Genomic DNA, 22,876 nt, shown 5'->3' with positions numbered 1-22,876 from the left:
AAAAAGAGGTGAGGATGAAAATGACTAAAATTTATATTGTGGGAACTGTTGGCAGTGGAAAATCCACCTTTGCTCATCACTTATCTATGCAGTATTCTATTCCTCATTTTGAATTAGATAACATTGTCTATGACGGAAACCGCAAACGAACAGAAATCGAAAGAGATCAGCTTTTTAATGAAATTCTTATTCAAAAGGATTGGGTGATTGAGGATGTCGGCAGACCTTGCTTTCAAGATGGATTAAAGCAGGCAGATAAAGTCATTTATCTCAATATTTCACCTCGCATTTTAAAACGAAGAATTATTAAACGCTATCTATTGCAGAAATGTGGATTAGAAAAAGCTAACTACGCCCCTACTTTAGTGATGCTAAAACAAATGTTTGAATGGTGTCAAAAAGATATTGATAAACGAGAATTATTTATCGAACAGCTTAAATCTCATTCTAACCAATTTATCAGTTTAAATGAACATGAATTAAGAGACTTTACTTTATAGGAGGTTAAATGATGTGTATCAATAAGAAAAGAAAAAATGAAACTTTACTCCATGCATAGCCAGTATTATTGCACACATGCATGGAGTAATAATGTGCAACATCTGGCTTTGCAACTTGCGAAATTAAAACAAGGAGTGAGCCATATGCTATATAAAAATGCAGATAAAGTATTTCCTAAATATTTAGTTGAGGAATTGCAAACTTATTTTGACGGAGGATACATCTATATCCCTGCAAAAAAAGAAAAACATCGCCGCTGGGGAGAATGTTCCGGCTATCGTCAGGAAATCGATGAACGCAATCGTTGTATAAAAGAAGCATTCAGAAATGGAAAGTCTATTCATCAGTTAGCCGATCAATATGCCTTGTCGATCTCTGCGATTCAAAAGGTTATTTATAAAAAGGAGAAAAAAGATGAGTAACTATATTCAGTTTTTAAGGCAGTATGTCGGTCATCAGCCGCTACTGCAGTGTGCCGCCAGTGTCATTGTAGAAAACGAGGCAGGACAAATCCTTTTACAGCAGCGCACGGACAATCACTGCTGGTGCTATGCCGGTGGTGCCATCGAACTTAAAGAAACCGTTGAAGAAGCTGCCAAAAGAGAATTATACGAGGAAACAGGGATTATTGCCGATGAGCTGGAGCTGTTTTCTGTTTTTTCCGGTCAGGATTTCTATTATCAATATCCCAATCAGGACGAAGTTTACAATATTGATATTGTCTTTATATGCAAGAAATATCATGGAGAACTCAAGGCTGATCCAAGTGAAGTAGAAGCACTGTCTTTTTTTGATTTAGATACACTGCCTGAGCCTATTTCTCCGCCTGTAGCGATGCCTTTGCAAAAATACATTACTTATAAAACACAGTTGTCAAACCTTTAAGGGTTTGACTTTTTTATACAGAATATTTCGGTTAGTTTGTTTCCGTTGCTGATGTGAGACTGATCCATTAATATAAATATATAAAGAAAGGAAAAGCATAGCTTTGCTATGTCGGATATAAAAATGAATCAAGCTACATTAGGATTTTCAAAAATGGATATTACCCCAAAAACAAGTGTTGAAATGGTTGGGTTTTATCGGCAGGATAATAAATCAAGAGGGATTTTAGACCCCCTATATGCAGAAATTTCCCTTTGGACAATCCATCAGGAAAAATATTGTTTCATAACTTTGGATCACATTGGCTATATGCTTGAAGACGCCAACATGCTGCGTAATCAGATTGCACAATATCTTGAAATTCTTCAAGATCATGTAATGCTTTGCTTTAGTCATACGCACAGTTCTGTCAATATCAGTATGGAGCCAAAATATTTTGATTGGGTTTGCAGGCAGGTCTTAAAAGGCGTACAGGAGGCTGAAAAAAACGGTCAGCCGATTAAAGCCGCCGCTAAAAATATTCATGCAGAAATCGGAATCAATCGCCGTGATCCTCAAGGCGCATTAGATGATCGTATCGGCATTATTAAAATAACCAATGCCATTACAGATGCACTGCAATTGATTCTTTTAAGAGTAACCGCTCATGCCAACATATTATATGATGATAACTATTTAATTTCAGCAGATTATTTTGGAATGACAAGAAAATATTTAGAGGACAAATATCATTGTCCTGTCATGATTACTCAGGGAGCATCCGGTAATGTGGAAGCCATCGATCAGGAGTCTTCAGTCGATTCATTAAAAGCAATGGCACACAGAATAATGGAGGCAATCGCTCCCCCCCTTGATGAAATGGTGACACAGCCAATCGATCAGTTGAAAATGTATTCTGAATCTGTTTGTTTTGCTGCTGATGTTCCCTCTCTTTTGCGTGCACAGCAAATTGCCAATGAAGCCATGGAAGTGAATCATATCGATGGCACTCAATGGCTGACAGAAGTAGAACGTGTGCATTCTCTTCATATTACACAGCAGTATCAAACGATTGAAATCCAGTATTTCTATATTAATGATTATGCTTTATGCGGAGTTCCTAACGAAGTAATGTGTGAACTAGCTTTAGAGATAGCCAAAGTATGCCCGCAAATTTATTTTGGCGGTTATACAAATGGCTGTACCGGTTATCTTCCGACTGCCAAAGAATATGATAAAGGTGGTTATGAGGTTTTGCATTCCTATCTCATCTACTATATCTATCATAAAACCCTGATGCCGCTTAATCGAGACAGTGCCGATCAACTAATAAGAGCCGTGCTTGCCTATCGCCAAGATAAATAATGCTCGTGCTCCAGTTATGTTCCTTCATAGAATTTACAATTAGATTATAGTAAATTAATAAAAAAGGAAGGTTCATATGCCACTCAGAGAACGATTGGAAAGATGTGACTTTTCAAGCAGTGAACAAACAGTCATACAGTATATTCTTAAAAAAAATGAACCTCTCATTATTGCCAAAATAAAAAAGAATAAGCAGTGCCTACTCTTCCCCCTGGAGAACTAGCCTCCTTATTTTATTTTCATCGGTTAAATCATAATCTCCGATTTCCTGGTCAGGATAGTGATACTGTACTCCTAACTGCTCATTGCGTTCCAAGCAATTCAAAATATGTTCTTCTCTGTACTCTTTTACTAAAAGATTGAAGACACGTATGCGTTTTTTTATTAAAATGCTGTCTCTGCATGGAAACTGATCACATTCATGGCAAAAAGAAAAACCTTTCTCCTGACAGCATTTAAAGCATTTACAAGTGTCTTTCTCCTTGCATGCTCCACTTTTACAGCCTAAACAATTTTTGTTACTCGAACATAATGCACAGATCAGACCGCAATAACCTATTCCTAATTCTCTTTTCATATCTTTCCTCCTACCCCTATCATAACAAAAAAATAAGGACAGCTGTCTGTCCCTATTGATGATGATGGATAAAGTTTTGACTAAGATCTATTAACTCCTTTTTTAATTCTAAGGGCTCTAAGACCTGAATTTGACTGCCTAATAAAATAAGTGCCCCTTTCCACATCATTTCATCTTTAGGCAAATGCATGGAGAAAAGATAATCACCATTAGGATAGACGGTTTCTTTTACCCCATTCAAACAATCCATCTGCTCAAGGTTTGTTTCTGCTTTGCATAATAATAAAATATCATAATAAACACGATCATCTTTATCTAAATAAGTAGACAAGAGAGTTTCTAATGAGGGGTGTTCATTGATAAAGCCGTTTTCTGATTTTAATGCTTTCATTCGTACAAGCTTATAGTAGCGATAGCTTTTCTTATGACGGTCATAGCCGACTAGATACCAAGCATACCACTTGTAAACTAGCCCTATTGGATCAACCGTCTTCATCGTTTCTATCTGTTTGGCATTCCTATAAGAAAATGAAATGACTCTCCCCTTTGAGATGGCATCATCTAAAAACTGATAATACCCCATCATTTTCTCATTTTCTTTCAGTACACTAAAATCAAGAGCCAGATGCGTATTGCCTGCATTATACAGCGACTGTATTTTTGTCAAAGTATCTTTAGACAGTGGCTCCGGCAAAGCTGAATTGAGTGCTTTTAAAGCCATACTAATCGATTGATAATCCCTAAAATCCGCAATCTGATTCTTCATCTTGAACTCTGCTTTAATCGCATAACCGCCACTAACACCTAAATAAGTTTCAATGGGAATACCGACAGCAGTCAACGATTCAATATCCCGTTGAATCGTTTTGGCAGAAACCTCAAAATACTCGGCTAACGCAGATTTAGTGACTCTCTCATGACCTAATAGATATAAAAGCAAAGCAAACATTCTTTCAATTTTCATATTATAATCCTAAATATTTTTTAGCGCCAGTACAAAACAGATTATAGCGTTTTTGTACCGCATCCGCTTCTTCTTCCTGCCACACTAAAAATATTTTTTCCGCATTCTTATAAAGAATCTCACATAATAATTTTGCGGAATACGTTCTCATTTCATCTAATGCAAATACTTCAAGCATTCGCTGATCCAATGTTTTATTATAAGTATCCTTTTCAAAAAAGCCTTGATATTTTATTAGTGGATCAATACAGATTCCCTTTTCCAACTTAATACAAGGCTGACAAATATCGTCAGCCTCTTTTGTTAAACAAAGCTCTGCTTCCGGGTAAGCAATAATTTTGTTTGCCACCTTATAAAAATTATGATTCATTTGTTGATCTGGAACAAAAATATCGATTCCAGCTCCATAAAGTTTAATAATATCTAAAAAATGATGGGGTTTGATAATCATAATTGTATCTCCTAAAATCTTATTGGTACCCACAGGTCCATTTTTCCAACCACTTTGAAATCATCGTCTGTCAGATTCAAAGTCTCTTTTATTCTCCTATGAACTTCTTCTCGCTTACAATTCGTTTCTAACTTAAATGTCTCATGTTTAAAAATTGTCCATTTCCCCATATCTTTAAAGCGCTCATCCTGACTTAAATCAACATAGCTCCCTTTCTTAAAATAGATATAGTACGGGGTATTTATGGATGAACCGCTTGATGAAGTCATTTGTGTAGTCTCTGCTTGTGAATGATTTGAAACACTGTTTTGAGTCGTTTCTTTCTCTTTAGTGAGCATCCCACTCGCAAAAACGTAAGCACCTCCACCAAACAACAACAATAAAATGATAATCCCCATATTAACCTCTCCCTCCTTGAAATTATTTCTCGACATCATTATTAGATACAAATTTTCTTGTTTTTATTATATCATATTCTTTATTATACTTCTTTCATATTTCCTAAATTTATGAAAATAGTTAACCGATTTATGAATAATTAATAAAAAAAGCAGCCCTCACTATGATTGAAGGCTTGCTGTAGAAGTTTATATTGTCTTTCTTTTTTGTGGATAAAATTCTTTAAATAAGGCGATATAGTCGGGGATATATTCTGATTTAGGTTCAAAAAATTCAAAGGTTGTCCCATTGCATTTTTCATAGCTGATCCCGTTAATTTCATAGTCTTTGCGAAACTTACAATGATCCCCCTTGCAGTGTTTGCAGGTTCCATGGTCACTGATAAAGGCTTGCTTGATTCTAGCTGGAGCGTTGTGTATATAGTGACTATGCTTTGTTACATTGTTGAGAAATAGTCTTAATACAATGGTATCTTCTTTTATGTAGATACGAGCAACCACATTTTTTGATTTGACCATTGCCTTTCGATAGATCAGCATATATTTTCCCCAACAAAAGCCGCTGCCAATCTCATCTCCATATGTATACCCTAAGGCATTCAAAGCCTGAGTAAAATCAATAATAAACTGCTTGTTGCTTTCACTGATAAAATTAAAACGAGTTTCTTTCATTGCTTGTTCGATCATATTTTATACTCCTGTTGTTTTTTGTCTGACTGGCATCAATAGATCCAATTGAATATCTTTTTCTTCACTGTTTTGAGATTCAATAAAAGAGTAATAGTTCAGATGTTCTTCTAAAAGACCACACATATGCTCCTGATCTTCCAGATTCCCGGCAAATTCATACTGTTCACTGTTTCCAATCCAAGTCAGGAATGCGTCCCATTCATCGAAATTCCCAAAGGTTATCATATGAGCAGCATATAACCCTCCCGAAAACTGTTTTTTTATTAGTGGAGCCGGGACAGCCATATCCTCAGGAATTGTTACCCAAGCTTCGTAACCATGAAAGAGAGTTTCGTCAACCGGATTAGGGTGATTAAATCCGTAACGGCGTAAATCCGGTTTTACCTTCGTCAGTTGGTTTGTCTTTACAAACTCCTCAATAAGGGCATTGACATGCGCTTCCGGCTCATTTCCTATGTAATGAGCAGCGGCAATGGTCACCGGCGGTAAATAAAGAATACGCACATCTTTAACTTTTGACAATTCTTTTTCCGCCTGATTCAGCTTATTCAATGTCTGTTCTTCTTTAAAATTGATACTTACAATATCAAGTGATTCTATACTTTCATAAAGCGAGTCATTTTTTAAAAACAGATGCTCCAGAGGCAAATCTGTTGCCTTTACTAATTCTTTTATAAAACTAGATAATATGATCTTAATGGTGGATAAAGCTGCCATTTCTTCATGAAGCTCATTAAGGTTCTGACGAAAAATATTAATTGCTGTAACGGCATTTTTATTTTCTAAGATCACTTGTATCTGACGCACCGGAATTCGCAATTTTCTTAGCAGTAAGATCTGTTCCATTTTTAAAACAGCATCCTCATCATAAATACGATAAGCATATCCCTCTGTTCGATTGCTTTTGATTAAACCAAGCTTTTCATAATAACGAATCATTCTCGTCGATATGCCCAAATTTTTAGATACTTGGCTGATTGTTAATGTCTGCATCCTATTATAATCCTCCTTATACTCTCAGTATAGACTGCGACACGGTGTCAAAGTCAAGCATTCTTATTATCCACTTTAACATTATGTAATATTCCTTATAAAAAGTAAGCAAATCACTCCTTCACTTATAGATATTTTTCATTATTAAAGCTATGCCAGCTTTTGCGGCAGATTATTGTATTTTAGTTTTTGGAAAATGAAAGCAGAGGAAATACAAAATTGAGTATAATAGAGCTAAGAAAGAAGGGATAAAATGAAGTTAATAACTAATGGAGATGATTTTGGCATTACCCGTGCCGCTAACTTTGGTATTATTGACTGCTATAAAGATGGGATATTAAAATCATGCAGTATGATGGTCAATATGCCCGGTGCTGAACATGCAGCCCAGTTGATGAAAGAATATCCTGATTTTAGTGTGGGAATTCATTTAAATTTAACAGTTGGAAAACCTTTGTTAAAAACACATAAGACTTTACTCAAAGAAGACGGTACCTTTAATAAAGGGATGCTGAAGGATAGTGAGCATGTTGATGTTGAAGAAATTCGGGCAGAACTTTATGCACAGGTCGAAAAATACATTGCGTTAACCGGAAAAGTACCGGATCATTTAAACAGTCATCATGGAATTGAAATGATTAAGGGAGCAGAAGCAATCGTATGTGAGTTATCAAAGAAATACGATTTGCCAGTTCGCCGTTTCTTTACTTTGCCTAAAGGCGATCATCCAGATGTGGATTATAAAATTCCATTGATGAAATTTGGCGGTGGCTCATTAGGTGAATTATCAACACCAAAATCATTGACCGAACTCTATACAAAAGAAGAAATTGAAAGCGAGGATATCTTTGAATTTGCTTTGCATCCGGGGTATGTGGATTATGAGATTTTTCAGATTTCCAGCTTAACGGTTGGCAGAGCATATGATGCCCATGTCTTCTTATGTGAGGAAGCGAAACAATGGGTAGAAGATAATCACATTGAACTAATTGATTATCGTGATATTCCTAAGAAGTAACAAAGGAACGCCGAGGCGTTCTTTTTTTGTTAAAGTAGCCGGAATTGTAAAGTGCGGTTGCTTTTTTAATGATGATTATTCTGCTAAACTGTAAGCGAGGTGAGAAATATGACAGTTAATGAGAAAATAAAAAAATATCGCGAACAAGCTGGCTATTCACAAGAAACACTGGCACAGAAAATGAATGTATCACGACAAACCGTTACCAAATGGGAAGCAGGCACGATCCCTCAAATAGATTATTTGATTCAGCTCAGTGATTTATTTGGCATTACATTGGATCATTTAGTTAGAGAAGATGACTGTATCAAGCAAGAAAAACAGCCCCTAGTTAAAAATGACTGGATAGATTTTTTAATCAAAGCCAAACAGCATACCTATGCAGCGAAAATGGGTAAGGTCGCTTCCTCCCGCATCGCATCTTCGGATTACCAGTTTAATGAAGGGGATTATATGTACCTAGACAGTTTTCTAGGATCAGAAAAGTTTTCCGGAACAGAAGCGATCTGGTTTCAGGAACAGCCACTCTGGTCAATGAATTACTATGGATATGTACTCGGTGCAGGCTTTTCCGGAGATTTTCTTAAAGAAAGTTTAATGCGTGTCCCCTACGATCAGCCTTTCCGCGGACCTCAGCTGTATCAATTAGGCGATTATACCTACCATTGCCATGCGGATGGGGATCCCCATTGCTTTTATGGGAAAGAAGAGATTTTCTTTAAAGATAAATTAGTTTACGAGCTTTATTTTCATGGCGGAGATCTTTATTAAAAAGGAATTTTTTCCTTTTTTTATTTTCCTGCTTGACAAATCATTTAAGATGTAACTATAATGGTTACATCTATTAAGGAGGGAAATCATGAAAAAACGACATCGCATATTTTTAGTGATTGGTGTTATTGCGCTGCTGCTAGGCGGCTGCTCTGCTCAGAAAAATAATGAAATCACTAAAGTATTAGTAGGAACTGATGGAGATACTCGTCCCTACACCTATTATGATGAAAATAAACAGCTCACCGGCTATGATATTGCTGTGGTAAAGGCATTGGATGATTTATTGCCGCAGTATCAGTTTGAATTTGAAGTCACTGAATTTTCCAGCATTTTTGCCGGAATTGATTCTGGACGTTATCAAATGGGAGCCAACAACATTTCTAAAAATGAAGAACGTGAACGTAAATATTTATATGGTGATCAGTATTATCTATACAATAATGCTGTGATTGTTACCAATAAAAATCGCACAGACATTCATTCGTTACAAGATTTAGCCGGAAAGACAACCCCAGTTAAACCATCAGGATCATTCATGCAGGCATTCATGGAAACTTACAATGAAGCACATCCGGATGGACAAATCGCTTACTTCTATTCCGATCAGGATAACTTGAAAACTTATCAGGATATTATGAATGGATCGGTTGATTTTTTGCTTAGTGAAGAAATTATTATTGATACCATGATGGATGAATATAACTTAGACTTGCAGATCATCCCTTTGGAACATGAAGAAACGATTCAGGTTATGAAACCTGAAGGCTATTTTATCTTTCCTAAAACAAGTGAAGGAGAAAAATTAAAAAGTGAAGTGGATCAAGCCATTTTAACATTGATTGATAACGGCACTTTGTCTGAACTTTCAAAAGAATATTTAGGCAGAGACTATGTGGCTAATATTGATACGTCAGCTACAGAACAGACTACTGACAATGGCATGGCAAATCTCTTTGATTTAAAATTAGTCTTTACACAGATTCCAAAGATTTTAGCCTATCTGCCTACCACACTGCTGATTACCGTTGTATCAGCTGCTATCAGTTTTATTTTAGGATTTATCATTGCTGTCGTGAAACATAAAAAGATTCCGGTCTTAACACAATTCTTTAATTTCTATGTTTCGTTTATGCGTGGTACCCCGATCTTAGTTCAGCTGTATCTAACCTTCTATGGGATTCCGATTCTGCTTCAATATATTAACTATTATCAGGGAACGACTTATTCCACAACTTCTATACCACCGGTTCTATTCGTTATTATTGCTTTTGCTTTCAATGAAGCTGCCTATAGCTCTGAAAGCATTCGTGCCGGATTAGAAGCCGTCGATAAAGGTGAACAGGAAGCTGCTTTATCAATGGGAATGAGTCCAATGCAGACCTTCTTTAGGATTACTCTGCCAGAAGCGTTGGTTATCGCTCTGCCGGCTTTAGGCAATTCATTAGTCGGTTTGATTAAAGGAACCTCACTCGCCTTTACATGTGCCGTCGTGGATATTACAGCTGCCGGCAAGATTATGGCGTCACGAAACTATCGTTACTTTGAAGGGTATATTTCTGTTGCCTTGATCTATTGGGCAATGACGATTATTATCTCATGGCTGTTAAAGAAATTAGAAAAGAAATTGAAAGCGGATGAACAGGAGGTAAAAGAAGATGCTGAAAGTATGTCACTTGAAAAAGAAATATAATCAGGCTGATGTTTTAAAAGATATTAATTTTGAGATTCACAAAGGTCAGGTTATTGCGATCATCGGTCCTAGCGGAAGCGGAAAATCTACTCTGCTGCGCTGTCTCAATTTCTTAGAAACGCCTAATGACGGAACTTTAGAGTTCATGGATCGTAAAATAGATGTAAAGAGTGCAAAAAAAGAAGACATTGCTTTTATTCGTCAGCACAGTGCTATGGTCTTCCAACAGTTCAATCTCTTCCGCTATAAGACTGTATTAGAAAATGTGATGGAAGGCTTAACCGTGGTTCAAAAAAAGAAAAAAGCAGAGGCAAAAGAAATTGCTGAGCTTTATCTTGAAAGAGTCGGTATGCAAAATAAGTATCATTTTTATCCCCGTCAGCTCTCCGGCGGACAAAAGCAGCGTGTCGGTATTGCCCGTGCTTTAGCCTTGCAGCCGGAAATCATTTTATTAGACGAACCCACCAGTGCCTTAGATCCGGAAATGGTCGGTGAAGTATTAGATGTTATTCGTAAAGCCAGAGAAAATGGTTATACGATGATTATTGTCTCTCATGAAATGAATTTTGTTTATGAAATCGCAGATCAGGTATTATTTTTAGACAGCGGCTATATCAAAGAACAAGGAACACCGCAGGAAATCTTCTTATCTCCAAAAGAAGAAAGAACACGCCAGTTCTTATCTCGTGTCACTATTCAAAAGGAGGCAAATGAATGAAAATCTCATCACGCTTTACCGTTGCCACCCATATGCTGATCTGCGTAGAATATTTTTCCGAACAGTATAAAATTACGAGTGATTTCTTATCTAAGAGTGTGCGTACAAATCCGGTGGTCATTCGTAAAATTATGGGAATGCTTAAAAATCATGGTTTAATTGAGGTTGCCAGCGGAACCGGCGGGATTCATTTGAAAATTCCATCAGATGAGCTTACCTTGCTGGATATCTATCAAGCCGTTGCCTTGCCAGAAGACCAGCTTCTCTTTTCGATGCACGAAAATACCGAACCAAGATGTCCGGTCGGAAGAAATATTTCTGCGGTATTATCGCCGGCTTTACAAAAAGCACAGCATACGATGGAAGAAAGCCTGCAGCGCACAACCTTATCAGAACTTATTTATGACTTAAAAGAACGTGTAGAAGAGGAAACAGTCCCTAATGATTAAGGGACTGTTTTTGCTTTAGCGCTCTTGTTTTGTAGACACATTTATCACAAGGCGATTTCATTTTTAATAACCCAGTAAATTTACTGCGAGTAATGTTCTTTTCCGAGACACCTAATTCAACTAATTTACTCACATAGAGTGCATAAGTTTGATCATCACACCATGGACCGATCGTAATCCTTAACGCTTGAATTAAAGAATTCTCAAAATGGCTGAACAATTTAACGTCACTCTCATAATGTTCTCTCGTTTCAATCAGCAGCCGCACTTCATTTTCGGCAATCCAGGCACCATCTTTGATATGTCCGGTCATTTCCGGAAGCTGAATAATTTTTTCAATCGGCATATCTAATTTTAATTTATCGTAATTGCCGCGGCTTAAATGGCGGTGCCGTTCATCGGTGTAAAGGATATCCGTTAATAAAATCGATTTTATTTTCTCCGGCGCAAGATTTTTCGTCTTCTGCCCTAATAGACCATAGTGAATATCTGAATTTAAATTTAGTGTCTCTATCCAGTTGTTCATTACTTTATTTGGCAAAGAGATGCGCACCGCACTTTCTCGTGGAAAACAGTAAAGTCCCCACATGGCAATACTTTCATTGCCATAAGAAAAACTTGTGAAATAAAGATTTTCCCATCTTGATTCCATCCCACTGCTTAACTCCAGCTGATCATTCATATTAAACCCTGTTGACGCTAAAAAAGAACGAGATTCAATGATCTTAATCAAACTTTCCATATCCGTATAATGATGATAGGCTTGATGATGCATTGCTTTATCATTTGTATATTGTAAAATTTCAGAAATATTATGCATTGTTTTTTCCATTATAGCCACCTCTTTTTCATTGTAACATAAAAGATTCGAGTATGAATCTATGAAATCGTAAGAATACTAAGATAAAGGAGGCAGAAGCATGGATCGTAAAAATGACATACCTAAAAAGAATAATGAAGAAGCTAAGAAAACAGCCTACAATAATCAATGGGTCAGCACTTCATTAGATAATTATCCAGATGATCGTGAACGCCGTGACGGACCAGGCGGAAACTAAGCGAAAGAGATTTCGCTTTTTTATTTAACCTCTTTTAAAAAAAGGATTATAATAGAGATAGAGGTGAATTGTATATGAATGAAATTAATCAATTATATCAAAAACATGTCGAACACGAATTGACATTGTCACAGACAAAGGAAAACGCATTGCTTCATAAAGATAAAGTGGAAATCAAGATTTTAGCGTTTCTGTCTGATTTGGGAAATGTTGCCGACCAGTCACAATGTTTCAGCTTTTGGGATAAATATGCCAAGGTCGATTCAAACGAATTAAAAGAAGCATATATCAATGGTTTGCAGATGCTGCTTTCGGTAGGCTTTGAGCTACATGTCGATGCCTTAAAAAATCAGATCGAACTGGAAAATAATTTATCTTTACCCCAACAGTTTCTTAAAGTTTATGAAAGTGTACTAAAGATTAAAACAACCTTTAATTTTGAAGATTATCAAAACAGCATTGAAGATTATTTTTCTTTAGGCGCTAAATTAGGATTTAGTTTTGAAGATATTTTAGCCCAATATCAACATACATTTAGATAATAGCTGAGCTATTATCTTTTTTTATGGGATAACTCCTCCTAATTTGTCATATAATGTAATGGTGATAATATGAAAATTAAGTTATTGATCTTTAATATCGCATTAAGCTTAGGCGGAGGTGCCTTAGTCAGCTTATTGATTCCTGATACCGCTGCTACTTACGCTGCTTTGAATTTACCGGTTTTTGCGCCTGCCGGCTACATCTTTCCAATTGTTTGGACCATTCTGTATCTATTGATTGGTGTTTCAGGATATCTGATCATGGTCAGCGATAATCCAAACAAAGACAAAGCGATCAAGCTGTATTTTGTTCAGCTGCTAGTGAATTTCTTATGGCCATTTTTCTTTTTTACGCTGCATGTTTATCTTTTTTCATTCTTTTGGATCATCTTATTATGGCTTCTTGTTTTTTATCTTATTTTCATTACTTACGATATTGATGAAACAGCTTCTTACCTGCTTGTTCCCTACCTGCTTTGGATTACCTTTGCCAGCATTTTAAATATTTGTATCTACTACATGAATTAATATGCTATACTGATAATAATTTAAAGCAAAGGAGAGACGTCATGATCGAGACCAGACACGTAAAACAAACAGAAATTTCACTTCTTTATACTTTAATTAAGGAATTAGGAGATTATTTAGGTGATGAGATAGAAATGGATGAAGCATCTTTAGAAAAGGCGATCTTCACTGATCACAGCTGCCATTCATTCATTGTTTTTCACAATCAAAAGCCTTGTGGCTATGCCTTATATTATTATACTTTTTCTACAATGACCGGTAAAAAAGGGATTTACCTGCTAGATTTATATGTAAGAGAAAGTGCCCGTGGATTGGGGTTAGGGAAAAAATTATTTATTGCTTTAGCGTCATTAGCTAAACAAGAGGATTGCTGCCGCATTGATTGGGATTGTTTAAAATGGAATCAAGGAAGCATGGAAATGTATCGTGCAATCGGTGCTTCGATACGTGATGACCATGAGTTCTTCCGTTTAGAACTGCCGCAGATTGAAGAGTTATTAAAGTAAAAGAGATTATCGATATGCCTCGATAATCTCTTTTTGCACTTCTTTAACGATCGCTAAAGCGAGTGCTTCTTCCTTTTCTTTTTGATAACGCTGACAAAATGTCTCCACATACTCATTGAATTCGCTCTGACTCATCCTCTCACCTCATCGCTATTCTAGCAGACTTGTTTAAAAATTACTGAACTGAGGCTTCTGTCAGTGTATCTTCGTCAAAATAATCTTTGAATATATCCAAACTTTCTTCTCCTAAGCCCTTGATTAACATTTCTAAAAGATCTTTGGTTTTCGTCTCTGAATAGGCATAAGCAGAGAGATATTCTTGAAGAATCATCATCAATTTATCTTTTCCAAAACGATTGGCTAAACGGGTATACATTGATCCGCCGCAAAAATACATGGCATGCACATAACTGTTTTCATCAGGATATTCCCCATAGCTTTGATCGATTCTTCCGATTTGTTCACTTAAACCATTCTCTGCCAAATAAGTGGCAATACTTTCATCCAGCCATGCTTCCTGATAACCATTATTTCCTACTATATTATAGAACCACTGATGGACTAATTCATGGCGGATCGTACTTTCATTTCCATGCATGCTTTGTGAGATCATTATCAGCTGCGGATATTCCATGCCCTGCATTTCCATATAGGTTTCCACAGTGTTCAAAGTTTGATAAGGATATCTGCCAAGCTGTCTATTCAGATCTTTCGTTTCATTGATTAAAGTAATCAATGAGCCGATTCCAATAGTCTGATTGGCTGAGTGATAATAACTGTTATAAAGAATGTTATCTTCAATTTGACTCACACATTGATAATTATTGCCGATAACTAAGGCATAGTCGCGCACTGATGAAGCTTCATAGGTGACAGTTTTTTGATTCCCGTTTCTTGAGGTACTTAATTTATCCCCGGTTCCGATAATAGTAAAATCATCAGGTGCCGTGATGGCTACGGAATAATCTGCCACCTCGCTGTAAAAACATTCTCCATCACTAAAATAAGGTTCACTCACCCACTGTCCATCTTCATAAACAGCTAAAATCGGCAGACTGTTGCCTAAATAAAAATCGATAATCTCTGCTTTATTTTCCACATAGCCAAAGCGAGCAGTCAGATTAGGAACATAAGCCTGATATTCCATTGAAAAAGTAAAAATTTCATTAGGAGCTAAAGGTGTATTTAAGATAACTTCAACTGCCGTTGGATCATCAAGACGCCGATAGTCAAGAGGTTCGCCGGTACTAGTCATCAGATTTTGAATGAGACTCATACTCCCCTCTTTTTCATCTTTGAACTGGCTGGGATAATCTCGAAATACAATCTTGTTCCATACGTCCTGAGATGTATTTTTAAGTGTGATTTCAATCTGAGAATGATAAGTACGCTGCAGTGGATCTAACTGAACATTCACTTGATAATGATTGCGCCATTCATTAGAAAACGGGAACATTATTATTTTATATGAATTATTCTGACATCCCGTGACTAAACATAATACCAGCACTAAAAATAAATATTTCTTCATTCTATCCCACCTTTTTTCCATTATAACGAATCTAGGCAATGAAATAAATAAAAATAGCCGCTGAGGGCTATTCAATGATACGAATATAATCTTCTTTTCTTTCTTTTGCTTTTGGATAAGGACCGTCAATGTATCCTAAAATACAATTCGCAACACCGATATAATGCTCCGGTATTCCCCATTGTTTTTTTAGAGCTTTTCCTTCATCGCTTTCAAATACTTCTTTAGCACGGTTAATCCAGCAAGAGCCAATATTCAAAGCATGAGCCGCATTCAGCAGATTACTCATCACACAGCTGGCATCTTGTACGCAGTTATTGCTTTCACCATTGCCAAAGACAACGATAACGACAGGCGCCCCATAGAAAGGATCCTGCGTTCCGTTCATAACCTGTGCATTTAATTTTGAAAGCAATGTAACTGTATCCGGATTTGTCACTGCCACCATTAAGGGAGCTTGCTTTCCCATTCCAGTTGGCGCATATGTCCCAGCCTCTAAGATTGCTTCAAGCTCTTCTTTTTTTATCGGTTCTTGTTTATATTTGCGAATACTGCGACGACCTTTTAATGATTCTAATACAATATTTTCCATAGTATCACCTCTAGTTAGAACGTAACACACATCTTTATATTTGTCAATCTGCACTCATTTCCAAATTTCCCTGCACCGGCTTGTTTTTAATCATATGGCGAATTTCCTTTTGAACGATAAGAGCGATAATAGATAAGGCACTGGTTACAGAGCCAAACATCACGACTTGAGCAGTTCCAAAGTAATCCGCTAAGATAGAAAAAGAAGCCATTGCGATAGGAGTCAGTCCCATAGTCATTGTCCCAATCATGCCAAATACTTTTCCCCGCATTTCTTGGGGGATAATTTCATACTGTACTTCATTTAAGACAACATTCAAGATAGCATTGCCAAAGCCAAAGATCATAGCTACTGCAATAAACAAGTAAAATCCTTTAGCGATTGGAAGCAGTGTCAAACTAATACATTCAATGATGACAGAAATAGTAAACACTCGCCAGCGTTTTGCCCCATCCGTCTTCAACAGACCATAGCCGATTACCCCAATTAAGGTTCCTACAGTTAACAATGCCATACAGATTCCGTACCCTGTTTCGGCAAGTAATGTCGGTGTTTCCATAAAATAAGGAAGCAGCAGTACCATCAATCCATTTCCAAAGAAATTAAGTAAACAGCATGTCAATATAGTGGCCTTCAGTCCTTTTTGATGATTCATAAAATGTAATCCGCTTTTAAAATCTTCAAAAAATGTTAATTTTTCTCCTATTTCTACTTTCTTAGGCACAGCAATAAATGATTCTGTAAAAGATGAGACAAAGAATGAAATTCCATTTCCTAAAAAGATGAAGAGTGGTCCAAAGATACTTAGCAGCACACCGCTGACACTCTGTCCGATAATCTGTACGATCGTGACAATCGATTGCTTAAATGACAATCCTCTTGATAATTGATCCTGCGGAATCAGATCCGGAAAGACAGAAGACATCGTCGGTTCAAAAATGGCTGAACATAATGCCATCATAATCCCGGCAGCAAAAATCATCCACACTTCCAAACAATTCATAAATCCAAATATTGAGATTGCCAGCATGGTTGCCCCACATACGGCATCACTGTAAACGATAATGTGCTTGCGGTTAAGACGGTCACATAATACCCCGCCAAATGGGGATAAAATAACCTTTACCAAGGTCTGACAGGCAAGTAAAATTCCCATCAAAGATTTTGATTGGGTGGTTTGTAAGATCCAAAAGCTAAGTGCTACACTGTAAAGTACATCGCCAATATTTGAGACAAACTTTCCTTGCATCAATAGTATAAAATCCTTATTCCATAATTTTGTTTTCATATTAACTCTCCTAACTGTGCATAACACTATATGTGCTATACACATATTATAGTGTGTAATACACAGAATGTAAAGAAGAAAATAAAAAAGAGTGAAAATTATTCACTCTCACAGTTCAATGACCATGCCGTCATAGGCAAATTCGATATGCTCATAATGTTTGGCAAGTTCTAAATAATCATCATAGCTCTTTCCCCAATCTTCTTCAATATGGGTCATGATGACTTGGCGGATTTGATGCTGCTGCTTTATGTTGATGATTTCCTCTAGTGTGAATAGATCTCTTTTTAACATATTATCCTCAGCTAAAACTATTCCATCTTTTAATACATCACCTAGCACGGTATTTCCCATAATTAAATAATCTGCCTGATCGAAACGTGAATCATTTGGCCACGGCTTCACATCACAAGGAGCATAGATCAGCTTCTTTCCTGCTTTTTCAAAGATAAAGATAGTCACCTGGTCCTTTTCATCAACAGGTACAAAAGTGACTTTAATATCTTGAATCATGATACTGCCTGGAACTACTTGACGCTTAATCAGATTCAAAGATTCATAATAATCAAATACTGATCCTAATCGTGTCATAATAGCGTTTAAGTCAGCCATGACACCTTGAGAAGCATAAAGATTTATTGGATTCGTACAGCCTTTTCCAATCGAAAGATCCAGCCAATTCAAACGTAAATGTTCAATGACACGCATACCAAAGGTATGATCGATATCTAAATGGCTATAAAAAATATGATCAATGGCTTGAATATCATGCTCATTTAATGCCACCATAATATCTTCCGGTGTATCGACTAACAGATGTATATCTTCTAAATAAAGTGAAGCACCATGGCGAGCATATGGCAGTCCCTTTTCTCTTGCCTCTTTACAAACTGCACACTGACACAATGGTCTTGGCAAGGCAACACATCCTCCAGATCCGGTAATAATAAATTTCATCTTCTTTCCCTCCCCTTGATATATTGTTTTTATTATACCTTAATTACTAATTTTCTCAAGGTTCATTTTCAGGATATGGAAGTCTATTTTTCTTTTCTTTAAATTTCTTTACAATAGAAAATGGAATAAAGGAGAAACATTATGAAACTGACTTATGATCAAGAAAATTTTTATTTAGACAATAAGAAAATAACGATTCTATCCGGTGCTATTCATTACTTTCGTGTCGTGCCTGAATATTGGGAAGATCGTTTAAAGAAATTAAAAGCCTGCGGATTTAATACAGTGGAAACCTATATGCCATGGAATCTGCATGAAGAAGAGGAAAACGAATATAACTTCAGCGGCATGCTGGATATTGAACGCTTCTTAAAGATTGCCGAAGAACTTGGTCTTTATGCCATTGTCCGTCCCGGTCCTTATATTTGTGCAGAATGGGAGTTTGGCGGTTTTCCGGCTTGGCTATTAAAGGACAGTGATATGAAGTTGCGCTGTCACTATGCCCCTTATGAAGAAAAAGTAAGAAAATACTTTCATGAAGTTATGACTCGTCTACGCCCTCATTTATTAGAAAATGGCGGTAATATCATTATGATGCAGGTTGAAAATGAATATGGCAGCTATGGCAATGATAAAGACTATCTGCGTGCCATTGAACAAATGTATCACGATGAACAGATGAATGTCTGTCTGTTTACCAGTGACGGAGATGATGATTCTATGCTGAATGGTGGTACTTTACCACATTTACTAAAAATAGTAAATTTTGGTTCCAACAGTGAAAGAAACTTTAATAATCTCTTAAAAGTACAGCCAGATGCTCCTTTGATGTGCGGTGAGTTCTGGAATGGCTGGTTTGATCACTGGGGTGAAGAACACCATGTGCGTGAAGCAGATGATACTGCAAAAGAATTTGACGCAATTCTTAATAGAAACGGCAACATCAACTTCTATATGTTCCATGGCGGAACAAACTTTAATTTTTATAATGGAGCAAATTACTACGATGACTATGCACCGACCGTAACCAGTTATGACTATCATTGCTTACTCAATGAAAATGGTGATCGTACAAAAAAATATTATGCCTGTCAAGATGTGATTCGACAGCATGGTTTTGAAATACCCGAATTAGATTGCATCGATCAGCCTAAGAAAACCTATGGTAAGATTACTTTAGATAAAGCAGTTCCCTTATTTAAATGTCTTGATCAGCTTTCACAAAAAGTCTCTCTTCCTTATGTATTGCCAATGGAAAAGCTAGATCAAAACTTTGGCTATATTTTATACCGTACACATTTAACCGGACCTTATCAGCCAAGAGAATTGAATATTCATGGATTGCATGATCGTGCTACAGTTTATCTTGATGGAAAATATGTTGGACTTGTTGAAAGAAATCAGACCCATGAAAAAATCATGATCGGCGTTGAAAAGGGGCAGACAATCCAGCTGGATATTTTCGTTGAAAATATGGGACGTGTGAACTATGGGCCAGAACTTTATGATCGAAAAGGAATCACAAAAGCAGTCTGTCTGGGATTACAGGAACTCCACCATTGGGAAATGTACCCTCTGCCAATGAAAGAGTTAACCGCAATCGCATATAAAGAAGGACAGTGCTATCATGAGCCGGCTTTTTATCAGGGGACATTTGAAATCGATGAATGCCAAGATACTTTCATTTATTTAGATCATTTTAATAAAGGGCATGTGTATATCAATGGCTTTAACTTAGGACGCTACTGGAAAAAGGGACCGCAAAGATCGCTTTATATTCCTGCGCCACTGTTAAAGCAAGGCTTAAATAAAATAGAAATCTTTGAAATACATCAATGTGATGATTTATCGGTTGAACTTAAAGATACGCCCGATCTAGGGTAAAAAAGAGCAGCGAAATTCGCTACTCTTTTATGTTTCCATTATTTTTAATACATTCTTGATACCAGTAATAACTGTCTTTTGGTATTCTCTTTAATTCTTTTGGATCGCTGTCAGTACGGTCGATATAAACAATGCCATAGCGTTTTTCGATACCATTACTGCTGCTTAATACATCAATAAATGACCATGGACTATAAGCAATCATTTCAACACCATCTTCAATGGCATACCCCATGTTTTCGACCATGCCTTTTAAGTAAGCAATACGGTAATCATCATGAACATGCCCATCTTCTGTCAACACGTCACGATGTCCTAACCCGTTTTCCACTACCATCAGTGGCAAATGATAGCGCTCATACATACGTAACAATGCATAATGTAAACCGATTGGATCGGTGTTCCAGTTCCATTCATTATACTCTGTAAATGGGTTGACGTAGAATTGAGCCAGTCCGGGAATATTACGGTCACGTCTTGGCATCAATGCGGCATTATCATCATTGATTTCTTCCCCATCACGATAAGCGCCGATAATACCTGTTGTATACCAGTTTAAAGCAATGAAATCAGGTTTAGCATTGGATAATAAGTCTTCGTCTTCCGGCTCCATTTTAAACATAACACCATCTTTAGTAAGGGAATTAATCAAATATTGCGGATGTTTTCCATAATAATGAACATCCATTAAACCATAAACCATCATATCTTCTACTTTTTTAGCGGTCAGCACATCTTCCGGACGAACGCTGGCAGCATAGTAAGTCGGATAAGATAAGACTGGTCCGATCTGTCCTTTTTGATTCATTTTGCGATACTCTTTAATCGCTAACGCATGAGCAACGCACATATGATGATATGCCTGCCAGCCTAAACGAGTTCTTTCAACCGGATCTTTTTCATCGATCCCTTGGAATAATGGCATGCGTGTAATTACCATTTGCTCATTGATAGTCAGCCAGTATTTAACACGATCACCAAAGTTTTCAAAACATACACGACAATAGCGTACAAAGTCATCGATGCATTGTCGATTGGCAAATCCACCGTACTGATCGATCAACGCCATTGGAAAATCAAAATGATACAGAGTAACAATCGGAGTAATCCCATTCGCTACTAATTCATTGATCAGATCATTATAAAAATCAATCCCTTTTTGATTGATTTCACCATTGCCATCGGGAATAATCCTTGCCCAAGAAATTGACATACGATAACATGTCATTCCTAATTCTTTCATTAACTGCACATCTTCTTTATAGCGATGGTAATGATCCATTGCTATTTTAGTATCGGCAATGGTATCCGATGTTTTAAAAGAACGCACATCCATGCTGGTCAGTCCTTTTCCATCTTCATTATATGCCCCTTCAATTTGGAAAGCCGATGTTGAAGCTCCCCATAAAAAATCTTTTGGAAATCCCATTTCTCTCACCTCGTCTCTATTATAAAGGATAAATAAAAAAAGGACTGCTCATAATTTGAGCAGTTCACTCCTTAATAACCGGACAATAAAGTTGTTGATAACGAGATGCCATGAGATCATATAAACGAATAATCGCATATTTTCCTGCATATGCCTTTTCAATATTACCGCATTGGATCACATAATCAAAAGGCTCAAGATAAGTCGAATCACTCATGAATGTAATCAATATAGAAGAACAGCCGGTCTGCTTAATTTTCTTTAATACATTTAAATTGGAGTTCTTTAGATACTGACCGCTTAGGCTGGTGACAATCACTACATCTTCTTTTGTCATTGTTGCTAAGGCATCATTCTGTCGAATCTGGTCCATGTACACTTCAACAAACTTTCCACAGGAAAAAAAGTTTTTTTGTAAATCCAAAGCATAGTTCTGATAGCTTCCATAGCCCATTGCTAAAATACGTTTATGAGAATTAAGACAGGCAAGTACCTTGTCCAATAGATTGAGGTTTAAATCATTGACAGTTTCAATAAATTCAAAAATAGCCTGAGAATAAGAATTTAAATAGTTATTATCCAATATTTGATCATCAAAAATCTTAGTTTCCTTATAACTGACCACTTTTCTAAAGGTTGAATAATTTAAATACCCTACCTGACGGCAGAAACGGTTCATCGTTGCCGGTGAGACATGGCACATCATAGCCATTTTCTCCAATGAATAGTGTTCGATCTGATCAATCTGTTCCAAGATCATCATTGCAATATGATAGTAAGTGTCATGAGTGATGGAATTATTGATATAGTTGAGTAAGGTATATATGACTTGCTGCATAGAATCACCGCCCCCCTTATTTTAACATGATTTTAATCACTTGTCTTTTGTCTGTGCATAATAAAGCGTATAATAAAAAGCGAAGGAGGGGTATATTGGAAATAAGAAAAGCAACGATTCAAGATATTGAACTTGTCATAAAGTTAAGGTTTGCATTTCTTTAGCTTTTTGAGGAATATCAGACTGACCGAGAGCAAACAAAACAATACTTTATGGAACATAGCCCTGCTGAGCAATGCACATTCTTGCTTACCTATGATCAGGATAAGAT

Annotated in this window: 28 protein-coding genes; 14 read left to right on the top strand and 14 right to left on the bottom strand. The window is 36.7% G+C overall.

From position 1 onward, the window contains the following. The first annotated feature begins 14 nt into the window (after positions 1-14). The 4 genes from ACLRVU_RS06560 (at position 15) to ACLRVU_RS06545 (ending at position 2,730) form a co-directional block, all read left to right on the top strand. Entirely contained in the window at positions 15-500 is a 486-nt protein-coding gene (locus ACLRVU_RS06560) for an AAA family ATPase (protein WP_412891234.1), read from the top strand. 144 nt (positions 501-644) lie between these two features. Beyond that, on the top strand, positions 645-923 hold the full coding sequence (locus ACLRVU_RS06555; protein ID WP_412891233.1) for a CD3324 family protein: 279 nt from the start codon (positions 645-647) through the stop codon (positions 921-923). Further along, entirely contained in the window at positions 916-1,386 is a 471-nt protein-coding gene (locus ACLRVU_RS06550; RefSeq protein ID WP_412891232.1) for an NUDIX hydrolase, read from the top strand. Before ACLRVU_RS06555 ends, ACLRVU_RS06550 begins: the two co-directional genes overlap by 8 nt. A 123-nt stretch (positions 1,387-1,509) precedes the next feature. Further along, complete coding sequence (locus tag ACLRVU_RS06545; RefSeq protein WP_412891231.1) at positions 1,510-2,730, top strand: hypothetical protein; 1,221 nt, start codon at positions 1,510-1,512, stop codon at positions 2,728-2,730. Positions 2,731-2,929: 199 nt separating this feature from the next. Here the strand turns inward: ACLRVU_RS06545 and ACLRVU_RS06540 are convergent, their stop codons facing one another. The 6 genes from ACLRVU_RS06540 to ACLRVU_RS06515 all read right to left on the bottom strand — a co-directional run bounded on the left by ACLRVU_RS06540 (position 2,930) and on the right by ACLRVU_RS06515 (position 6,803). Next, positions 2,930-3,307: a DUF3795 domain-containing protein gene (locus ACLRVU_RS06540; protein WP_412891230.1), complete on the bottom strand. Its 378-nt coding sequence runs from the start codon at positions 3,305-3,307 to the stop codon at positions 2,930-2,932. Positions 3,308-3,359: 52 nt separating this feature from the next. Next, positions 3,360-4,271: a helix-turn-helix transcriptional regulator gene (locus ACLRVU_RS06535; RefSeq protein ID WP_412891229.1), complete on the bottom strand. Its 912-nt coding sequence runs from the start codon at positions 4,269-4,271 to the stop codon at positions 3,360-3,362. A gap of 1 nt (position 4,272) precedes the next feature. Next, a complete protein-coding gene (locus ACLRVU_RS06530; protein ID WP_412891228.1) occupies positions 4,273-4,722 on the bottom strand; it encodes a DUF1284 domain-containing protein in 450 nt (149 codons plus the stop codon). Between the two features lie 11 nt (positions 4,723-4,733). After that, a complete protein-coding gene (locus ACLRVU_RS06525; RefSeq protein WP_412891227.1) occupies positions 4,734-5,120 on the bottom strand; it encodes a hypothetical protein in 387 nt (128 codons plus the stop codon). Between the two features lie 189 nt (positions 5,121-5,309). Further along, a complete protein-coding gene (locus ACLRVU_RS06520; protein ID WP_147550618.1) occupies positions 5,310-5,807 on the bottom strand; it encodes a hypothetical protein in 498 nt (165 codons plus the stop codon). 3 nt (positions 5,808-5,810) lie between these two features. Then, the gene (locus tag ACLRVU_RS06515) at positions 5,811-6,803 is read right to left on the bottom strand and encodes a MerR family transcriptional regulator (RefSeq protein WP_412891226.1); all 993 of its coding nucleotides are present in this window, start codon (positions 6,801-6,803) and stop codon (positions 5,811-5,813) included. Positions 6,804-7,056: 253 nt separating this feature from the next. Here ACLRVU_RS06515 and ACLRVU_RS06510 point away from each other — a divergent pair, with 253 nt between their 5' ends. The 5 genes from ACLRVU_RS06510 (at position 7,057) to ACLRVU_RS06490 (ending at position 11,452) form a co-directional block, all read left to right on the top strand. Beyond that, entirely contained in the window at positions 7,057-7,821 is a 765-nt protein-coding gene (locus ACLRVU_RS06510; RefSeq protein WP_412891225.1) for a ChbG/HpnK family deacetylase, read from the top strand. Between the two features lie 108 nt (positions 7,822-7,929). Beyond that, positions 7,930-8,592 carry a DUF5680 domain-containing protein gene (locus tag ACLRVU_RS06505; protein ID WP_412891224.1) on the top strand — a complete coding sequence of 221 codons (663 nt, stop codon included), beginning with the start codon at positions 7,930-7,932 and terminating at the stop codon, positions 8,590-8,592. A gap of 88 nt (positions 8,593-8,680) precedes the next feature. Beyond that, entirely contained in the window at positions 8,681-10,285 is a 1,605-nt protein-coding gene (locus ACLRVU_RS06500; RefSeq protein WP_412891223.1) for an ABC transporter substrate-binding protein/permease, read from the top strand. Continuing rightward, positions 10,251-11,003, top strand: coding sequence for an amino acid ABC transporter ATP-binding protein (locus ACLRVU_RS06495; RefSeq protein WP_412891222.1), 753 nt, complete (start codon positions 10,251-10,253; stop codon positions 11,001-11,003). Before ACLRVU_RS06500 ends, ACLRVU_RS06495 begins: the two co-directional genes overlap by 35 nt. Further along, positions 11,000-11,452 carry an Rrf2 family transcriptional regulator gene (locus tag ACLRVU_RS06490; protein ID WP_412891221.1) on the top strand — a complete coding sequence of 151 codons (453 nt, stop codon included), beginning with the start codon at positions 11,000-11,002 and terminating at the stop codon, positions 11,450-11,452. The genes ACLRVU_RS06495 and ACLRVU_RS06490 overlap by 4 nt, the downstream gene beginning before the upstream one ends. Here ACLRVU_RS06490 and ACLRVU_RS06485 read toward each other — a convergent pair. Beyond that, complete coding sequence (locus ACLRVU_RS06485; RefSeq protein WP_412891220.1) at positions 11,442-12,284, bottom strand: hypothetical protein; 843 nt, start codon at positions 12,282-12,284, stop codon at positions 11,442-11,444. The genes ACLRVU_RS06490 and ACLRVU_RS06485 overlap by 11 nt on opposite strands. A gap of 88 nt (positions 12,285-12,372) precedes the next feature. On the opposite strand from ACLRVU_RS06485, the gene ACLRVU_RS06480 reads away from it, so the two are divergent. The 4 genes from ACLRVU_RS06480 to ACLRVU_RS06465 all read left to right on the top strand — a co-directional run bounded on the left by ACLRVU_RS06480 (position 12,373) and on the right by ACLRVU_RS06465 (position 14,086). After that, the gene (locus ACLRVU_RS06480; protein WP_412096857.1) at positions 12,373-12,510 is read left to right on the top strand and encodes a hypothetical protein; all 138 of its coding nucleotides are present in this window, start codon (positions 12,373-12,375) and stop codon (positions 12,508-12,510) included. Positions 12,511-12,584: 74 nt separating this feature from the next. After that, positions 12,585-13,052: a dUTP diphosphatase gene (locus tag ACLRVU_RS06475; protein ID WP_412891219.1), complete on the top strand. Its 468-nt coding sequence runs from the start codon at positions 12,585-12,587 to the stop codon at positions 13,050-13,052. A gap of 69 nt (positions 13,053-13,121) precedes the next feature. Beyond that, a complete protein-coding gene (locus tag ACLRVU_RS06470) occupies positions 13,122-13,580 on the top strand; it encodes a TspO/MBR family protein (RefSeq protein ID WP_412891218.1) in 459 nt (152 codons plus the stop codon). A 41-nt stretch (positions 13,581-13,621) separates the two neighbouring features. Then, positions 13,622-14,086, top strand: coding sequence for an N-acetyltransferase family protein (locus tag ACLRVU_RS06465; protein WP_412891217.1), 465 nt, complete (start codon positions 13,622-13,624; stop codon positions 14,084-14,086). A 6-nt stretch (positions 14,087-14,092) separates the two neighbouring features. On the opposite strand, the gene ACLRVU_RS06460 is transcribed toward ACLRVU_RS06465, so the two are convergent. The 5 genes from ACLRVU_RS06460 to ACLRVU_RS06440 form a co-directional block, all read right to left on the bottom strand. Further along, on the bottom strand, positions 14,093-14,221 hold the full coding sequence (locus tag ACLRVU_RS06460) for a hypothetical protein (RefSeq protein ID WP_412891216.1): 129 nt from the start codon (positions 14,219-14,221) through the stop codon (positions 14,093-14,095). 40 nt (positions 14,222-14,261) lie between these two features. Next, the gene (locus ACLRVU_RS06455; RefSeq protein ID WP_412891215.1) at positions 14,262-15,617 is read right to left on the bottom strand and encodes a M1 family metallopeptidase; all 1,356 of its coding nucleotides are present in this window, start codon (positions 15,615-15,617) and stop codon (positions 14,262-14,264) included. 67 nt (positions 15,618-15,684) lie between these two features. Continuing rightward, positions 15,685-16,209, bottom strand: coding sequence for a nitroreductase family protein (locus tag ACLRVU_RS06450; RefSeq protein WP_412891214.1), 525 nt, complete (start codon positions 16,207-16,209; stop codon positions 15,685-15,687). Positions 16,210-16,252: 43 nt separating this feature from the next. Further along, positions 16,253-17,497, bottom strand: coding sequence for an MFS transporter (locus tag ACLRVU_RS06445; protein WP_412891213.1), 1,245 nt, complete (start codon positions 17,495-17,497; stop codon positions 16,253-16,255). Between the two features lie 108 nt (positions 17,498-17,605). After that, positions 17,606-18,454 carry an MBL fold metallo-hydrolase gene (locus ACLRVU_RS06440; RefSeq protein ID WP_412891212.1) on the bottom strand — a complete coding sequence of 283 codons (849 nt, stop codon included), beginning with the start codon at positions 18,452-18,454 and terminating at the stop codon, positions 17,606-17,608. A gap of 141 nt (positions 18,455-18,595) precedes the next feature. Here ACLRVU_RS06440 and ACLRVU_RS06435 point away from each other — a divergent pair, with 141 nt between their 5' ends. Further along, positions 18,596-20,338: a glycoside hydrolase family 35 protein gene (locus ACLRVU_RS06435; protein WP_412891211.1), complete on the top strand. Its 1,743-nt coding sequence runs from the start codon at positions 18,596-18,598 to the stop codon at positions 20,336-20,338. 19 nt (positions 20,339-20,357) lie between these two features. On the opposite strand, the gene ACLRVU_RS06430 is transcribed toward ACLRVU_RS06435, so the two are convergent. Both ACLRVU_RS06430 and ACLRVU_RS06425 read right to left on the bottom strand, forming a co-directional pair. Further along, positions 20,358-21,767: a glycoside hydrolase family 1 protein gene (locus ACLRVU_RS06430; protein WP_412891210.1), complete on the bottom strand. Its 1,410-nt coding sequence runs from the start codon at positions 21,765-21,767 to the stop codon at positions 20,358-20,360. A 64-nt stretch (positions 21,768-21,831) separates the two neighbouring features. Then, the gene (locus tag ACLRVU_RS06425; RefSeq protein ID WP_412891209.1) at positions 21,832-22,605 is read right to left on the bottom strand and encodes a MurR/RpiR family transcriptional regulator; all 774 of its coding nucleotides are present in this window, start codon (positions 22,603-22,605) and stop codon (positions 21,832-21,834) included. Between the last annotated feature and the right edge of the window lie 271 nt (positions 22,606-22,876).

It is taken from the genome of Beduini sp., assembly GCF_047239305.1.
Lineage (GTDB): Bacteria > Bacillota_I > Bacilli_A > Erysipelotrichales > Coprobacillaceae > Beduini.
The sequence above is the reverse complement of the archived record's forward strand: the minus strand, read 5'-3'. Positions and strand labels throughout refer to the sequence as shown.

Bases quoted from the DNA above. Each gene is read 5' to 3' on its own strand.
- ACLRVU_RS06545 (WP_412891231.1), top strand. From the start codon at position 1,510: ATGAATCAAGCTACATTAGGATTTTCAAAAATGGATATTACCCCAAAA.
- ACLRVU_RS06530 (WP_412891228.1), bottom strand. From the start codon at position 4,722: ATGATTATCAAACCCCATCATTTTTTAGATATTATTAAACTTTATGGA.
- ACLRVU_RS06520 (WP_147550618.1), bottom strand. From the start codon at position 5,807: ATGATCGAACAAGCAATGAAAGAAACTCGTTTTAATTTTATCAGTGAA.
- ACLRVU_RS06450 (WP_412891214.1), bottom strand. From the start codon at position 16,209: ATGGAAAATATTGTATTAGAATCATTAAAAGGTCGTCGCAGTATTCGC.
- ACLRVU_RS06535 (WP_412891229.1), bottom strand. From the start codon at position 4,271: ATGAAAATTGAAAGAATGTTTGCTTTGCTTTTATATCTATTAGGTCAT.
- ACLRVU_RS06490 (WP_412891221.1), top strand. From the start codon at position 11,000: ATGAAAATCTCATCACGCTTTACCGTTGCCACCCATATGCTGATCTGC.
- ACLRVU_RS06555 (WP_412891233.1), top strand. From the start codon at position 645: ATGCTATATAAAAATGCAGATAAAGTATTTCCTAAATATTTAGTTGAG.
- ACLRVU_RS06470 (WP_412891218.1), top strand. From the start codon at position 13,122: ATGAAAATTAAGTTATTGATCTTTAATATCGCATTAAGCTTAGGCGGA.
- ACLRVU_RS06560 (WP_412891234.1), top strand. From the start codon at position 15: ATGAAAATGACTAAAATTTATATTGTGGGAACTGTTGGCAGTGGAAAA.
- ACLRVU_RS06485 (WP_412891220.1), bottom strand. From the start codon at position 12,284: ATGGAAAAAACAATGCATAATATTTCTGAAATTTTACAATATACAAAT.
- ACLRVU_RS06465 (WP_412891217.1), top strand. From the start codon at position 13,622: ATGATCGAGACCAGACACGTAAAACAAACAGAAATTTCACTTCTTTAT.
- ACLRVU_RS06475 (WP_412891219.1), top strand. From the start codon at position 12,585: ATGAATGAAATTAATCAATTATATCAAAAACATGTCGAACACGAATTG.
- ACLRVU_RS06550 (WP_412891232.1), top strand. From the start codon at position 916: ATGAGTAACTATATTCAGTTTTTAAGGCAGTATGTCGGTCATCAGCCG.
- ACLRVU_RS06445 (WP_412891213.1), bottom strand. From the start codon at position 17,497: ATGAAAACAAAATTATGGAATAAGGATTTTATACTATTGATGCAAGGA.
- ACLRVU_RS06505 (WP_412891224.1), top strand. From the start codon at position 7,930: ATGACAGTTAATGAGAAAATAAAAAAATATCGCGAACAAGCTGGCTAT.
- ACLRVU_RS06525 (WP_412891227.1), bottom strand. From the start codon at position 5,120: ATGGGGATTATCATTTTATTGTTGTTGTTTGGTGGAGGTGCTTACGTT.
- ACLRVU_RS06435 (WP_412891211.1), top strand. From the start codon at position 18,596: ATGAAACTGACTTATGATCAAGAAAATTTTTATTTAGACAATAAGAAA.
- ACLRVU_RS06495 (WP_412891222.1), top strand. From the start codon at position 10,251: ATGCTGAAAGTATGTCACTTGAAAAAGAAATATAATCAGGCTGATGTT.
- ACLRVU_RS06515 (WP_412891226.1), bottom strand. From the start codon at position 6,803: ATGCAGACATTAACAATCAGCCAAGTATCTAAAAATTTGGGCATATCG.
- ACLRVU_RS06480 (WP_412096857.1), top strand. From the start codon at position 12,373: ATGGATCGTAAAAATGACATACCTAAAAAGAATAATGAAGAAGCTAAG.
- ACLRVU_RS06510 (WP_412891225.1), top strand. From the start codon at position 7,057: ATGAAGTTAATAACTAATGGAGATGATTTTGGCATTACCCGTGCCGCT.
- ACLRVU_RS06460 (WP_412891216.1), bottom strand. From the start codon at position 14,221: ATGAGTCAGAGCGAATTCAATGAGTATGTGGAGACATTTTGTCAGCGT.
- ACLRVU_RS06440 (WP_412891212.1), bottom strand. From the start codon at position 18,454: ATGAAATTTATTATTACCGGATCTGGAGGATGTGTTGCCTTGCCAAGA.
- ACLRVU_RS06540 (WP_412891230.1), bottom strand. From the start codon at position 3,307: ATGAAAAGAGAATTAGGAATAGGTTATTGCGGTCTGATCTGTGCATTA.
- ACLRVU_RS06455 (WP_412891215.1), bottom strand. From the start codon at position 15,617: ATGAAGAAATATTTATTTTTAGTGCTGGTATTATGTTTAGTCACGGGA.
- ACLRVU_RS06500 (WP_412891223.1), top strand. From the start codon at position 8,681: ATGAAAAAACGACATCGCATATTTTTAGTGATTGGTGTTATTGCGCTG.
- ACLRVU_RS06425 (WP_412891209.1), bottom strand. From the start codon at position 22,605: ATGCAGCAAGTCATATATACCTTACTCAACTATATCAATAATTCCATC.
- ACLRVU_RS06430 (WP_412891210.1), bottom strand. From the start codon at position 21,767: ATGGGATTTCCAAAAGATTTTTTATGGGGAGCTTCAACATCGGCTTTC.